Origin of the sequence: Enterococcus sp. DIV0756, assembly GCF_051710745.1 — a bacterium.
Taxonomy (GTDB): Bacteria; Bacillota; Bacilli; order Lactobacillales; family Enterococcaceae; genus Enterococcus_A.
Map to the genome: position 1 here is coordinate 740,773 of NZ_JBIOLF010000002.1, position 15,899 is coordinate 756,671.

Here is a 15,899-nt window from a genome sequence, read left to right on the forward strand (position 1 = left end):
ATGAAATATTTGATAGCCATTGATTCTTTCAAAGGAAGCCTAACATCCAATGAACTGAATCAGTCCGTTGCTTCTGGTATCAAAAAGATAGATTCCACAGCTGAGATCGTTTCATTTGCTGTTGCTGACGGTGGAGAAGGAACAGCTGCAGCCTTCTATCAAAACGGTTTAGGTGAGCGAAAAAGTATCTGTGCAAAGAATTTATATTTAACAGAAATTACAGCAAATTTTGTTTTGTTAAACCAAGAGACAGTCGTCCTGGAAGTAGCCGAGACTGCCGGAATCCATTTTTTATCGGATGACAAACCCGAAACAGCAGCTACTTCGTATGGGGTCGGGGTCATGTTAAGAAATATTTTGACAGAATATCCGCAAGTAAAAAGAGTGATTATCGGACTTGGTGGAAGCGGCATAAATGACGCGGGTATCGGGATGATGCAGGCCCTAGGAGTTCAGTTCAAAAAAAGCAATGGCGATGAAATTGCTTTTGGAACGAGTGAAATCCATACGATTTCTCAAATTGATGACACGAACTTGATCCCAGAGATAAAAGAGAAAGAAATCATTTTACTTTCGGATGTAAAAAATCAACTAACAGGCCCAACTGGAGCAACCATGATTTTCGGTAAACAGAAAGGCATCTCGGATTTGGAGCGTTTAGACAAAAATATCGCTCACTACGGGGAGAAGTTAAAAGAAACGTATGGTGTGGACTATGTGACAGTTCCTTCAACTGGAGCAGCAGGTGGTATTGGGATCAGCTTTTTGTACTTCTTAAATGCGCAATTTATTTCCGGTGCTGAGTACATTATCGATATTTTGGGATTGGAGAAAAAATTAGCAGAAATAGATCTAGTGATCACAGGTGAAGGGAAGATGGATCGGCAGTCTGCTTTTGGAAAGCTGCCAACCATCGTTGCCCGTCTAGCAAAAAAATATAGAAAAAAAGTTTTTGCTGTCGTCGGTGACGGTAGTGAGGTCACTTCTGAGAATTATGCTGTGGGAATTGACTTGGTGTTGAGCCTACCTCGAGGTCCGCTGTCTTTAGAAGAATCAATGAGGAATACGAATTTTTTAGCAGAAGAAATAGGTAGAGATATCGGACGTATAGTTCATTTATTGGAACGCTAAACAATAATTTTGATTGATAGGATCTTAGGAATAAATTTTCCTAGGATCCTATTTTTTGCAATAGATGAATTCTACATAAATTGTTCTTTCCGCTAAAAGAGTGCTACGGGTAATTTAGATGAAAATAATTTGCAATGGAATTGTTAGATAAAGTAATTTTGCATCGAAACAAAAACTAAGGTAAAGTCACTTTCTGTTCATTCCACTGTAAAAAGCATCAAAAAACACAATATTCAATGATTGTCGATAAGAATAGTGTTGAAATACATCATAAATAATGGTTAAATGAGAATGAATCTCATTATCAATAGGGATTCTCAGGTCGTTTTTTGGTTTGAAATAAGGAAGGGGTTAGATAAATGAAGGATGAATCCGTGTTGATTCACTACATCAAAAAGAAGAGGGGATTATTGACGGTATCAGGGATTTTAGCGACGATTTCGACGGTGGTACAGTTTATTCCTTTTTATTGTATTTATAAGATTATCGAGTTGCTGATGGTGGGAGATTATTCAGCTAGTGGAATGATTCATTGGAGTTTGCTTTCAATGGGAAGTGTGCTGCTAGGTGTTGTCCTATTGTATGGCTCATCGATGTGTTCCCACGTTGCTGCTTTTGATATTTTGTATGAGATTCGAATGGATATCCTGCAACATTTGTCCAAAGTTTCGATGGGCTACTTTACCAAAAAAACCAGCGGACAGTTAATGAAAATCATTGATCAATGTGTGGAGAAGATGGAATCTTTCATTGCCCATCAGATTCCCGATATTGTTTCTGCTTTGCTTTTTCCTGTAATTTATATTGTGTTGATGTTGACGATTGATTGGCGATTAGGATTAATGTCGCTAGTTCCGCTTTTCCTAGCAGTTGGCATGTATGCCCTTATGATGGGAAGAACAATGAAGAACAATAGAGTGAAAGAGTATCATGACGCATTGGAAGCGATGAATAGTAATGGCGTGGAATATGTACGTGCAATGCCAGCAGTTAAGGTCTTTGGATTATCGGTCGGCAACTTTAAACGATTCCATCAAAGCATTAAGGATTATCGAACACTGGTCATGGATTGGTCCAATGGTTTCCGGATGGGTTATGTTTTATTTACCACTTTAATAACATCCGTTGTTTTGTTCGTCATGCCGTTAGGGGCCTTTTTGATTAGTCAGAGTCCGCAGGATAAAACATTGTCTTTAACGGTGATGCTGTTTATCATTTTAGCCTCTGGAACGACTAGTCCTTTCATGAAGTTGATGTATGCAGCCTCGACCTTTAGCAACGTCAATGAAGGGGTGAAACGCGTGGACGAAATTTTTGCAGAGGCACCAGTAAGCGAAAAGGAAAATGCGTCGACGTTTTCAGGAAACAGTATTTCATTTAAGGATGTGTCATTCTCCTACACCAAAGGCAATCGGATTCTGAAAAAAGTCAGCTTTGAGCTGCAGCCGAATACGATGAATGCGTTAGTCGGTCCTTCCGGTGGGGGAAAAAGCACCATTGCGCAATTATTATTGCGTTTCTACAAACCAGAAGAAGGAACGATAAAAATTGGCGGCACAGATATTCGTGAGGCGACGATCGATACATTAATGAAAAATGTTTCGTTTGTTTTCCAGGATGTCACCTTGTTCAATGACACAGTCGCGGCGAACATCCGCATGGGAAATAAAAAAGCAAGTATGGAAGAAATTCGTTGGGCAGCACAATTGGCTCGCTGTGATGAGTTTATTCAAGAGTTGCCTAATGGCTATGACACGATGATGGGGGAGCAGGGGGTGTTCTTATCTAAAGGCGAGGCGCAACGGATTTCGATTGCCCGTGCGCTATTAAAAAATTCGCCGATTTTAGTTTTAGATGAAGCGACCGCTTATGCGGATGCCGAAAATGAAGTCTACATCCAGCAGGCGATCAGCGAGCTGGTCAAAGGGAAAACAGTGTTGATTATCGCGCATCGCCTGTGGACGATCCAGCATGTCGATCAGATTTTGGTTTGTGATCACGGCACGATTCAAGCAGCAGGTTCACATAGTGAATTACTTGAAAACAATTCCCTCTATCAAAAATTATGGGCGATCAATGCAGAGACGAAAGATTGGGAGGTAAAGTAGAATGAAACAGCTGATTTATAATATTACCTCGGGAGAACCAAAAACATTGGTTCAGTCTACGTTTTGGGCAACGTTGGAATCCATTGCTCGTTTGTTGCCGGCGGTCATTGCCTTTTATGGAATCTTTGAATTGTTTGACTCTTACCAGCAAAATCGCACTCTAAATACGCAACTTTATCTTTATTTGATTTTGGCCAGTGTTGTCTGGTTTGGAGTGCAAGTCTTAATTTCGACACTCGCCTATGATAGACAGTACACGGCTGCCTATGATGTCTCCGAAAAGGGGCGAACAAGATTAGCCAACCATTTGAGAAAACTTTCACTGGGATTTCTAGATAGTCGAGATCCAGGTGATTTAACTACGATGATGTTGGGAGACTACACTTTACTTGAAACCGCAGTTTCTCATTTAGTGCCCCAAGCTCTTGCGGCGATTATTCTGCTGGCTTTAGCGTTCGTTTCATTGTGCTTGATTGATTGGCGGATGACACTTTGTTTGTATGCCATGCTGCCGATCGTTTTGTTGGTAGTCAAGGGATCAAATATCTTGATGAATAAGCTAGGAGGACGACACATCCAGGCAAAAGTCGAAAGTGCGTCTCGTCTTCAAGAATATTTGCAGGGCATTAGAGAAATCAAAGCTTATTCATTAGGTGGACAGCAGTTTGCTAGAATCCAACAAGCCTTTGATACATTGCGAAAGGAATCGATTCGAATAGAAGGCGCATTAGGACCAATAGTCATGGTCGCCATCTCCCTGTTACGGATGGGGTTGCCGATTCTTGTTTTTATGGGCTCCTATTTGCTGGCTCAAAGAACGTTGGTAGAATCCGTTTTCTTAGTGTTTATCGTTGTGGCGAGTCGAATTTACGATCCCTTCACGACACTTATGATCAATTATACGGAAATGCGTTATGCCTTGATCAGTGGGGAACGAATCATGGCGATTCGCAATCAGCCAGAGGTTCAGGGAAAGGAACAACTGACGGACGACTATACGATTCGGTTCACTGATGTGGACTTTTCCTACAAGGACGACCTTGTATTGCAAAAGATCAATTTGACGATTCAGCCTAGAACTTTGACTGCTTTAGTAGGGCCATCTGGCAGCGGAAAATCGACGATCGTAAAATTATTAGCTCGTTTCTATGATGCTCAAGCAGGCGTGATTGAAATTGGCGGCAAAGATCTGAAGACGGTAAATCCAGAAAATCTATACAGCTATTTATCAATGGTTTTTCAGGATGTATACCTTTTTAAGGACACGATTTTAAACAATATTCGTGTGGGTAATCAAGCGGCTAGTTTTGAAGAAGTAGTCGCTGCTGCTAAAAAGGCCCATTGCCATGATTTTATCAGCGCCTTGCCAGACGGCTATGACACGCTAGTCGGTGAAGGAGGCTCCACGTTGTCCGGTGGGGAGAAGCAGCGGATCAGTATTGCCCGCGCCTTTATCAAACAATCAGAAATTATTCTACTCGATGAAGCGACCGCCGCGCTTGATTTAGAAAACGAAGCAGGAGTGCAACGGGCTATCAAAAATCTAGTCGCTGACAAGACCGTGATCGTCATCGCCCATCGGTTAAAGACAGTCATGAAGGCAGATCAGATTGTTGTATTGGAAAAAGGACGAATCATCGCAAAGGGTACACATCAGGACATCTATCACACCTGTGAGCTTTACCATAAATTAGTTGATATGCAAAACGAAGCGACGAATTGGAAATTCAGCAGGACGTAATTCTAAAATGAAAGAGCAGCGGTTGAATGAAGATGTTCAACCAGATCTAACATAGTAAATAGAACTTCAAAATGACGCGATTAATTCAGGCGTCATTTTGAAGTTTTTTGTATGAATTGGACGATCGATAAAAAATAGATAGCTATTGAATAACTAGGAGCTTTGTACGTAAGAAATCGTAAATTTCTTTCTCTAATTTAGTCAAATTATTAAATAATCAATCGCATTTGGGGTTTTTATTTCTTGAAATCCGCTAGTCGGCTTTGCCCGCCTCATTGTATAATAATGACGGGAAAAACAGACGTTGTTAAGGAGGATGAAAAGGTGACGGTAGAGTATCAAAAAACACAATTAACTTATGGCGGGTATCGACCTGAACGTGCGATCTGGATCACTCTGTTGAACGGTAACAGTGCAGCAAAGTTCAATATACTGGATCGAGATGGAAACGTTTTATATAAAGTTGAACAAAAAGATGATGCGGATGGAGAGATCCAAAGTAAGATTGCTTACGAATCACTAACTGAAGAACAAAAAGAAGACATTCAACAAATTCTTGAAAAAAACGAACCTCATCACAAATGGGATGACGAAAAAATAGAAGAGGCGTTGCGGTATTTTGGCTATGAAATCGCGCGCGTAGATCGATTAGTGAGGTATACGCGAAAAAATAATAGGATTGTGGTCGATTACGACATTTACTCAAGTTATGAAGAAGATGAAGAAGGAAATAAAATCGAAGATCTGTTTGAGATAGACTATCATGAGGTAGGGTCAATAACGAAAGCGGAGATTGAAAACGGTCTCGTTCAAAAACTCCTGAACCATAAAGAATGGGATGTGATCGAAATGAAGATCATAGAAAACGGACAGATTGATCATTATCTGCTGGAATTTGAAGAGCGGGATGAGTGAAGATTTTTGGTAAGGCCTCTTATTTCTGAATGGCTATTTTGTTTTCCGTTGGGATTATCGAACAAATAGGCTTTGAGTCATCGTTTGGTCCAACGAAATAACTCGTTCAAGATGAAATACCTAACGTTCAGGATGGTTTTCCCCATAGATAAAAATACTATGATACATTCATTTCGTACTAAAAATAATTAGAATGAGCGTGTTATAACATGCAAAACATTAAAGAAATGACTGTTCAAGAAATGCAAAAAGTTATCGGTGGCGGGAATGCTGATGCAAATTGTGCTATTAACACAGTAGGTGGAGCAGTAACCGGAGGCTTTGGCGAAACTACTACTAGTTTTGATGTAGAAGACCCGCGCGAATTAGTCCTTAAAAGATTAAGGATTTGGAAAGGAGAGGTAAAATGAAAAATAAACCGAGTGATTCTGCAATACTTTGGCGTTTTGGAGTAATAGGGATATTTTTATATAAAAAACTTCATGCTAAAAAACAGTGGAAGAAAAAGGAGGCTGCTGAAAAACTATAGCTTTTCAGACAACTATGGATTTTAAGAATCATTTCAAAACTAAAAAAGAGTCGCTTCGAGAGTGTAATATAAACCGTGTAAGTAACCATCAATCCTAGGCAGATGGTTGCTTCGCGGTTTTTCTTTTTCTAAAATAAGATCAAGAGGTGATTACACGATGGCTAGAAAAAAAAGAAATCCTGATGCCGAAAAGTTAGCTGAATCCATTCTGAATGCCTATCAACCTGAATCTGTCGATGACATGCAAGATGCTTTGAAAGATGTGTTTGGTCCCTTATTTGAAAAAATGCTTCAAGGAGAATTGAATAATCATTTAGGTTATGATGCCCATTCTAAAGAGCCTAAAGAACACGATAACCGTCGAAATGGCTATGGAAATAAAACACTTAAAACCAGTTTTGGTGAAGTAGCTATTGATGTTCCTAGAGATCGGGAGGCTTCCTTTGAACCAGAGTTAATTCCTAAGCGAAAACGAGATGTTTCCGACATCGAAGGGAAGGTTCTTTCCATGTATGCACGAGGAATGAGTCAACGAGATATCGCCGCAACAGTCGAAGATATTTATGGCTTTGATATTTCCCATGAGATGATTTCAGATATCACTGACGCCGTACTTCCCGAATTGGAAGAATGGCAAGCCCGACCATTGGCCAAGTGCTATGCTTTTCTATCGTTGATTGTATGTATGTTACTTTACGAGAAAATTATGAAGCCAAAGAATATGCTGTATACACCATTCTTGGCTATGATCTCAAAGGAAATAAGGAGATTTTAGGATTATGGTTAAATCAAACAGAATCTAAAAATCGCTGGATGCAAGTATTTGATGAACTGAAAGCACGTGGTGTCGAAGATGTCTTTTTCATTTCGATGGACGGTGTTTCTGGCCTCGAAGAAGGCGCAAAAGCGATCTTTCCATCCGTAATTGTTCAGCGCTGTATTGTTCATCTTGTTCGAAATGCATTGCGCTATATTCCAAGTAAGGACTATAAGGAAGTCTGCCGAGATATGAAAAAGTTCTACGGTGCTTCTTCTCTAAACGCTGCACATGTTGAACAACTATTTGATTATGGTAGTGCCATTCGAAAAATTATGTACACTACCAATGCGGTTGAAAGTGTCCACTCAAGCTTCAGAAAAGTCACAAAAAAAGGAGCGTTCTCCAATGAGAATGCACTCCTAAAACTACTTTATTTACGCACGAAAGAATTACATGCGAAGTGGTCAGGTGGTCGAATTCAAAACTGGGCTATGGTGCTTAATCAGTTAATGATCAACGAGACCTTCTCCTCTAGAATTGAAAAGTATGCGATCTACCTTCCATAACAACGGTAGGTTTATTCAACTATGTGTCCGATCAAAATTTATCTGATTTCAAAATAGCCGAGAGAATTCTGGTTGTTAAAAACTCTTAACTATTTAACTTCCACAGTTTAGTTGACAAACCCGTCGCTTCTCATATTTTCATGAGAAGCGACTCTTTTCCTTTGGTTTTTGTAGTTATTTTTCCTGTCTTAATTTGATGATCCGCTTCAAGTTCACTGCGAATATTGTTGTTGCGCCTTGTATATCCATGCCTAAAAGACCGTTTGCCTGAGATACATTGTATCCGTGACGGTTCTTGAGTTCATCATTTTTGGCTTCAATCATGTATCGATCTTTGATTTTCTCTTTGAAGTGTTCCGTTTCTTGAAACTCTTTCTGCGCAAGATGCGTATCAGATAAAATCGTGACACGGTAGGTTTTGCTTTTTGCGTTTGGCTTATAACAGCCCTCACTAAATGGGCAGACCTTGCATTTCTCTATATCAAAGTAATACGTCATGCTTTGATTGCTATTTTGGTTTTTCTTACCGGTTCTTGCTTTACGGGTCGCTAGATGGCCTGCGGGGCAGACAAACCGTTCAGCGTCCTTGTTATAATCCCAATGCTTCCTTGGTGCACCATTAGAAATTTGCGGATTTAGTCTTGAGTAGAGTTCAATTTCATTTGCTTCAGTATAGTCGATATTTTCTTTTCCAGAGTAAGCACGATCACCAAGCACAGCTTTAACATCAACTCCATTCGCTTCCGATTTTTCAATGAGTTCTTGCAGATAAGGACCGTCGCCTTTTTCACCACTGGTAATAACTGCAGCTGTGATGAGGCGTTCAATGGTCATGGAGAGATGTGTTTTGAAACCAAGGTATGATGTATCAGCTGATTTATGACCAATGCGCGCATCCTCGTCGAATGATTCGACAGAAGCTACATTGATATCATCAAGTTTTTCTTTAAGCATATTCAATGCTTCGGCTACGGCAGGTATACGCACATAAGGTTGCTTTTCAATAATTTGAATGACTTCTTGTGTGTAGTTTTTTTCTGCATCTAAATCAGTGATCGTCGTTTTGGATGGCAGTTTCGCTTTAAGTTCATCATCTAGTCCATAAGCTGTATTTCTTAGATTTTTAGAATAATTGCGCAAGATTTCTACAGGTGATTTCTTATTGAATCGAGAGACCGTATGCGTCGCATCAACGATGAGGGTGTTACTTTTAAGCACGTCCTGGTCAACCGCAATTTGAACAGATTTAGCGACAAGCAGATCCAATAGATTTTTATCTTTTAAGCGTTGACGTCTGAATTTGGTTAAAGAGGATGGATTGATGACCTCTTCTTCTGGTGCCATTCCCAGAAAGAATTTGAAAGCTAGGTCTGTCTTTGTGCGCTTCACTAGGTCACGATCAGACATCTTATAGATAACTTTGAGCAGAAGATATTTGAACATGCGAATAGGATCGATGGCATTGCGACCATCGACTAAGCAATAGGTATCTTTTAATTCTTCATAGACAAATTCAAAGTCTGTCAATTCCAGAATCAAGCGAAGTTCATGATCTTCAGGAATAAGAATATCGTAAAGTTCTGTATGTGTACTCAATACAAGTTCTTCTTGTCTTTTTAGCATCTCTCTAACCACCATTCGTTGATAGCTCAATTATACGAAAAAACCCGCTAGAAGCCAAGATGACTTCTAGCGGGTTTCAGTCTAATGAGTGGGACTTTTTCAGCAGCCTCAGAAAAAGGGGTATATTTTTACTTGCTTTACTTAACGTGATTTCGATACTGTCTTTTTGTTATTTCACTACTATCGGCAAGATATTAATCAACTATTTTTACGGGGGAAATAGGAATAAGAATGTTTGGAAGTAATTGGATTTGAGAATAAATGGTGATGGTTTTAGTTCAAAAAAGTGATAAAATAATAATAGTTTTTATTATCAAAATGATGCACTTACGACTGATTAGTTATTGATCAATAACCGAGGATAAAACTACGAGAAATAAAAAGAGAATTCTATATGTAATAAAACTGGAAAATTGTAACTATTATATAGGGTAGTCAACAAAATTAAATGAGTATTTAAAAAACGAATTTTAAATGGGAAAGATTGGATTGCATAGTAAATAGTTAATGAGCAAGAATTACTAATTAAGTAATTTTCTAAATTAAAAAATATTATTCTTATTAAGAGATAGAAAATAGAGAATTTGGAAAAAAGTGAGAAAATATTGGTATAATTGATAGGCATAGAAATTATAGTATATGAAGAATGAAATATGGAAAAAGTATAAGCAACATAAGGAGGAGTAGAGTTGGCAGTAATTGAGGTAGAGGATAAGATTATTAATATAGTGAATAACATTGATAAGGACGAATTTATATATGAGTTCTTAAAAGTTTATGATATTCCTAATGCAACTATTACTAAATTAAGGAAAGGAGTAAACAATCTCTCGAAAGTTTCGAATGAAGTACATTTAAAAAATAAATTGTATTTTAAATTTGTTAATAATAGTGTGTTTGAAGCTTTTGTGGAAATAGAAAAAAAAGCTAATGACTCTTCATCAAATCCTAGATATTTAATGGTGACCGATTTTGTAACTATTTTAGCGAAAGATACTAAAACCGGAGAATCATTAGATATTCAATTACAGGAGTTACCTTTTCATTTTGATTTTTTCTTAGCTTGGAACGGAATAGAGAAAGTAGATCGTGAGAGAGAAAATCCTCTTGACATCAAAGCAGCAGAAAGATTTGCTCGGCTATTCGATGTTCTTAATAAGGAAGTTGACTCAGATAGTGACAAAGAGAGACATGCTCTAAATCTATTTTTAATGAGGTTACTATTTTGTTTGTTTGCAGAGGATACAGCCATTTTTTCAAAAGGTCAGTTCACTAATGGAATTAAACAATATACTGAGGAAGACTCTAGTGACTTGAATGAATATTTAGCAGGATTGTTTAGAGTTTTAGATTTGCGATCAAGAGATGATGTTAAGGCTATTTATAGAAATTTTCCCTATGTAAATGGTCAATTATTTGCTGAACCCCACAAACCAATTATTTTTAGTAAAAAGGCAAGGCAACTAATAATAGAGTGTGGGGAGTTATTAGATTGGTCAAAAATAAATCCGGATATTTTTGGTTCAATGATTCAAGCTGTTGCGACTGAGGATAATCGAAGTCATTTAGGAATGCATTATACTAGTGTCCCGAACATTATTAAAGTAATAAACCCATTATTTTTAGATAACATCAAACAACAATTTAAGGAAATTGAGGATTCATGGAATGAAGCATTTCAACAAGCCAATCTGGGAAAGAAAAAAATATTAGATATTCGAAACAAGCATCTATCAAGATTAACAGACCTTTCTCAAAGAATTCAAAATATGAAATTTTTTGATCCAGCATGCGGATCAGGAAACTTCCTAATTATCACATATAAGGAGCTGCGTCAGCTTGAAATTGAGATTTATGTTCTTATGAATGAAATTAGCGGTGCTCAGATGTTAGTCTATGAACCAATAGTCACGCTGTCTCAATTTTATGGTATTGAAATCGATGAATTTGCAAGTGATATTGCTAAGCTATCTCTTTGGATTGCAGAACATCAAAAAAATCTTGAGTTAAAACAAGCAGTTACTGAAGCAGTAAGACCGACTTTACCATTAAAGGCAGCAGGTGATATTCGTTGTGCCAACGCTTTGGAAATTGATTGGTTAGAATGCTGTCCACATGAACCTGAAGATGAAATATATATATTTGGAAATCCACCTTACTTTGGCCATTCATTACAAAATAGTATACAAAAGAAGGAGATTCGAGATATTTTTAAAGGGGTCAAAGGAAATGGTTATCTAGATTATATTTCAGGCTGGTTCTATAAAGGTGCTCAATTTATCAAAAATACAAAGGGAGAAATGGCTTTTGTTTCTACCAATTCTATTTGTCAAGGCGAACAAGTTGCAGTATTATGGCCTGAGCTGTTTTCTCTTGGAATAAATATAAAATTCGCGTATACGTCATTTAAATGGAATAATAGTGCTAGAAAAAATGCTGCTGTTTATGTAGTAATAATAGGTATGTCCAATACAGAATTAAAAAAAGAAAAAAAGATTTTTGATGATGATTCTTCTAAAATAGTCGATAATATAAATGCTTATCTTGTTGAGGGTGAAAATTTCATTGTTGAAGATCCTGGCTATCAGATATCAAAGCTTCCCAGCATTTTATTTGGAAATAAACCTACAGATGGAGGAGGACTGATATTCTCTAAAGATGAATATGAAGATGCAATAAGTTTGTTTCCTGAGTTGAAGAAGTATTTTAAAAGTTATGTTGGTGGCAAGGATTATATTAATGGGAACTCAAGAAGTGTTTTATGGTTAGCATATGAGGATTATGAGAAAGTGAAAAACAATCCAATTATTATTAATAGAATTGATCTTGTAAAAAAATTTAGACTTTCTAGTGATACTAAATCGACAAATAAAGCGGCAGAATTTCCTTATGCATTTAAACAAATTTCCCCTATATATAAAAATAAACTTAGAAAAACAAATCTAATTTCTATTATTATTCCGAGTACCTCTTCTTCAAATAGATTATATGTACCTATGGGTACTTTTGATAAATTCAAAACTATATTATCGAATTCAGCTTATGGTATTTACGATGCTCCATTATGGTTATTAGGAATTCTGGAATCACGAATGCATATGGTTTGGTTAGGTACAGTGGGTGGACGCTTGAAAACTGATTACAGATATACCAGTTTAGTATATAACTCGTTTCCTTTTCCCGATATATCGAAACGAAAAAAAAATGAAATACGAGATTGCATGTTAGAGATTTTAGATATTCGTGAAGAATCTGGGAAAAGTTTAGGTGATCTATATGGTAGCCCTCGGGCTTTAAAAAATCCTAAAGTAATGGATGAAAATTTACTAAAAGCTCATCAAATTTTAGATGGAGTAGTAGATAAAATATACAAACAAAGTGATTTTAAAAATGATAATGAAAGATTAGAGTATCTCTTGAATAGTTACAAGACTGTCTTTATGAAGGGTGAAATATGATGAATAACATTTTTGACATAAACTATAATCATACGGGTAATAGTAAATCAACAAATGAACTTGGAATGCGTGAAATGCAATCTAGAGTTTTTGAAAAACGCAATTCTCAACACTTACTAGTTAAAGCACCTCCAGCTTCTGGTAAAAGCCGAGCATTAATGTTCATTGGTTTAGATAAGTTAATTAATCAAGGAATAAAAAAAGTGATCGTAGCGGTACCAGAACGTTCAATTGGAGCTTCGTTTAAGGATACGGATCTCATTAGTGGCGGGTTTTATTCGAATTGGAAAGTCGAACCTCGCAATAATTTAACTACACCAGGCGGAGATAAAAGCAAAGTTCAAGGATTTTTGCGGTTTATGAGTTCTAATGAGAAAATACTTGTTTGTACCCATGCGACTTTGCGTTTCGCATTTGAGCAAGTTGAAGATTCTATGTTTGATGACTGTCTGTTAGCAATTGACGAGTTCCATCATGTTTCAGCGGATGTAAATTCTCGATTAGGAGAACTATTACGTAGTGTTCTTCGAAATTCTACATGTCATATTGTTGCAATGACTGGTTCTTATTTTCGAGGAGACTCTGTTCCCATACTAGAGCCTCAAGACGAAGAATTATTTGATAAAGTAACTTATACGTATTATGAGCAATTAGATGGTTATGAATACCTTAAGTCATTTGGCATTGGTTATCACTTTTATCAAGGCAAATATTTATCAGCGATCGATGAAGTTTTAGATACTAATAAAAAAACAATTATTCATATTCCTAATGTTAATTCAGTTGAATCGACGAAAGAAAAGGAAATGGAAGTCGACCACATACTTGACCTAATTGGAGTAGTCGATCAAATTGACCCTAAAACAGGAATTCTTTATGTGAAGCGTGGTTCTGATGGAAAAGTGTTAAAAATTGCTGATCTGGTAAAAGTTGAAGGACGCGATAGAGTTGTAGACTATTTGAGAAATGTAACAGAATTAGATGATGTTGATATTATTATTGCATTAGGAATGGCTAAAGAAGGATTTGATTGGCCATATTGTGAACACGCATTAACTATAGGATATAGAGGATCACTTACAGAAATTGTTCAAATCATTGGTCGATGCACACGCGATAGCTTCAATAAATCCCACGCGCAATTCACTAACTTGATTGCACAGCCGGATGCAAAAGATGATGAAGTTACCTTTACAGTTAATACGATGCTAAAAGCAATTTCTTCATCGTTACTTATGGAGCAAGTTTTAACTCCTGATTTCAAATTTAAAACCCGAAAAAGCTCAACAGATATAAATAAAATTGGCGAACTATATATCAAAGGATTTAAAGAACCGTCAACGCAAAATACAAGAAAAATAATTGAAAATGACTTAAATGATTTAAAAGCAGCAATTTTTCAAGATACACAAATTCAAAAGGCCATGATCAATCGAGATGTCGATCCTACAGTAATAAATAAACTTCTAATTCCAAAAGTAATACAAGAGAAATATCCAACATTAACGGATGAAGAAGTAGAAGAAGTGCGTCAAAATGTTGTTGCCGACAATGCGCTAAAAAGTAGTGTGAGGGAAATAACAGGATCTAAGGAATTTATTCGTATGGCAGATAAATTTGTTAATGTCGAGGATCTAAGTATTGACTTGATTGATTCTATTAATCCGTTCCAACAAGCTTACGAAGTAATTTCTAAAGAGTTGAACGCTCCAACCCTACGTTTGATTCAAGAAAGTATTGATGCAAAGCGATTTGAATTTGATGAAGGGGAACTTAAATATATTTGGCCTAAAGTTGAAGAATTTTTCTATGAAAACGGAAGGGCACCTGATGCAAAATCTAATAATCATATAGAAAAAAGAATGGGTGAGGCTGTTATTTATATGCGTAATTTGAAAAGGAGTCGTATGAATGACTAAACGTTATAATTCTCTTGAAGAGATAATGAGGAGTGCCCTTTTTGATCAAATAGTAACTTTGGATAAAAAAGTGGTATCGTTTTATGATCCTGAAGTTGAAAAGTTCAATGAAATTGTTCAGTTTTATAAAAAGCATGGACGCGAACCAAAAAGAACAACGGATCTTGCTCGTTTATCGGAGCGAGGATTGGCTAGTAGATTAAAGGGGATCAGAAAAGATCCTGAACGTGTTGCCAAATTAAAAGAATACGATGAAGAAGGACTGCTAGAAACCCGAAAATTTGATAAAGAAATAGAATCAATCGATGATATATTGAATTTTGGCTCATCTGCTTTGCTAGATGGAAGTGTAAATCACAGATCAGAAGTATCCATTTTTAATACTGATCGATTTCGTGAAGTAGAGAATAGGCCGGATTATGTTGCTAAAAGAAAACAGATGAAAGATTTTGCTATTTATGAACCTTTATTCAGACAAGTACAGCAAGAAATTGCAGAAGGAAAAAGAAAGGTAATTCCATTTAAGAATTATGATATTAAACAAGGTGGCTTTTTTGTTCAAAAAGGCATACTTCTGTATATTGATTCTGTTGGAGCTTTCTTTAAAACAGATAATGGAGAAGATAATGCTCGATTACATGTCATATATGAGAATGGAACAGATAGTAACGTTTTACTTCGTTCACTGGCTGCGAATCTATATCGTACAGGTAGTGGAGGAAAAATGATAACGGATAATATTGAGGAGCTTGTTGATAATATTAATCACGATGATATATCTTCGGGCTATATTTATGTTTTACGGTCATTATCGGATGATCCTCAAATAAAATCATTTGATGCCTTATATAAGATTGGGGTAACTACTGGATCAGTAGAACGGAGAATTGCTAATGCAGTAAATGAGTCTACTTATTTGTATGCTCCTGTAGAAATCGTTACAAAGTATCATGTATACAATTTAAATGCTGGAAAACTGGAGAAGACACTTCATAATTTACTCCAAGACTGTCGACTAGATGTTGAAATAGTAGGTGCTAATGGTCGTATGATAGTTCCTAGAGAATGGTTTGTAATTTCACTTGAAAGGCTAAATAAAATAATTAATGAAGTAATAGTAAAGATTAATTCACAAATGTGAGGATAGCT

At 36.7% G+C, this 15,899-nt stretch carries 10 protein-coding genes and 1 pseudogene; 10 read left to right on the plus strand and 1 reads right to left on the minus strand.

All coding sequences use genetic code 11. The annotated features are described in order from the left end of the window. The 7 genes and pseudogenes from IGI44_RS20020 (at position 1) to IGI44_RS20050 (ending at position 7,750) form a co-directional block, all read left to right on the plus strand. Positions 1-1,131 carry a glycerate kinase gene (locus tag IGI44_RS20020; RefSeq protein WP_438789691.1) on the plus strand — a complete coding sequence of 377 codons (1,131 nt, stop codon included), beginning with the start codon at positions 1-3 and terminating at the stop codon, positions 1,129-1,131. Between the two features lie 359 nt (positions 1,132-1,490). Beyond that, positions 1,491-3,239, plus strand: a complete 1,749-nt coding sequence (locus IGI44_RS20025; RefSeq protein WP_438789692.1) for an ABC transporter ATP-binding protein — start codon at positions 1,491-1,493, stop codon at positions 3,237-3,239. Position 3,240: 1 nt separating this feature from the next. Further along, entirely contained in the window at positions 3,241-4,980 is a 1,740-nt protein-coding gene (locus IGI44_RS20030) for an ABC transporter ATP-binding protein (RefSeq protein ID WP_438789693.1), read from the plus strand. A 324-nt stretch (positions 4,981-5,304) separates the two neighbouring features. Continuing rightward, a complete protein-coding gene (locus tag IGI44_RS20035) occupies positions 5,305-5,895 on the plus strand; it encodes a hypothetical protein (protein WP_438789694.1) in 591 nt (196 codons plus the stop codon). A 209-nt stretch (positions 5,896-6,104) separates the two neighbouring features. Then, complete coding sequence (locus tag IGI44_RS20040) at positions 6,105-6,305, plus strand: Blp family class II bacteriocin (protein ID WP_438789695.1); 201 nt, start codon at positions 6,105-6,107, stop codon at positions 6,303-6,305. After that, a complete protein-coding gene (locus tag IGI44_RS20045; protein WP_438789696.1) occupies positions 6,302-6,424 on the plus strand; it encodes a hypothetical protein in 123 nt (40 codons plus the stop codon). Before IGI44_RS20040 ends, IGI44_RS20045 begins: the two co-directional genes overlap by 4 nt. A 157-nt stretch (positions 6,425-6,581) precedes the next feature. Next, positions 6,582-7,750, plus strand: a pseudogene (locus tag IGI44_RS20050) (IS256 family transposase). Positions 7,751-7,924: 174 nt separating this feature from the next. Here the strand turns inward: IGI44_RS20050 and IGI44_RS20055 are convergent. After that, positions 7,925-9,373 carry an IS1182 family transposase gene (locus IGI44_RS20055; RefSeq protein ID WP_438789697.1) on the minus strand — a complete coding sequence of 483 codons (1,449 nt, stop codon included), beginning with the start codon at positions 9,371-9,373 and terminating at the stop codon, positions 7,925-7,927. Positions 9,374-10,062: 689 nt separating this feature from the next. On the opposite strand from IGI44_RS20055, the gene IGI44_RS20060 reads away from it, so the two are divergent. The 3 genes from IGI44_RS20060 to IGI44_RS20070 are packed head-to-tail and all read left to right on the plus strand — an operon-like array spanning position 10,063 to position 15,891. Beyond that, complete coding sequence (locus IGI44_RS20060) at positions 10,063-12,831, plus strand: class I SAM-dependent DNA methyltransferase (RefSeq protein WP_438789698.1); 2,769 nt, start codon at positions 10,063-10,065, stop codon at positions 12,829-12,831. Continuing rightward, positions 12,828-14,750, plus strand: coding sequence for a DEAD/DEAH box helicase (locus IGI44_RS20065; RefSeq protein ID WP_438789699.1), 1,923 nt, complete (start codon positions 12,828-12,830; stop codon positions 14,748-14,750). The genes IGI44_RS20060 and IGI44_RS20065 overlap by 4 nt, the downstream gene beginning before the upstream one ends. After that, positions 14,743-15,891, plus strand: coding sequence for a GIY-YIG nuclease family protein (locus IGI44_RS20070; RefSeq protein WP_438789700.1), 1,149 nt, complete (start codon positions 14,743-14,745; stop codon positions 15,889-15,891). Before IGI44_RS20065 ends, IGI44_RS20070 begins: the two co-directional genes overlap by 8 nt. Positions 15,892-15,899 lie beyond the last annotated feature (8 nt).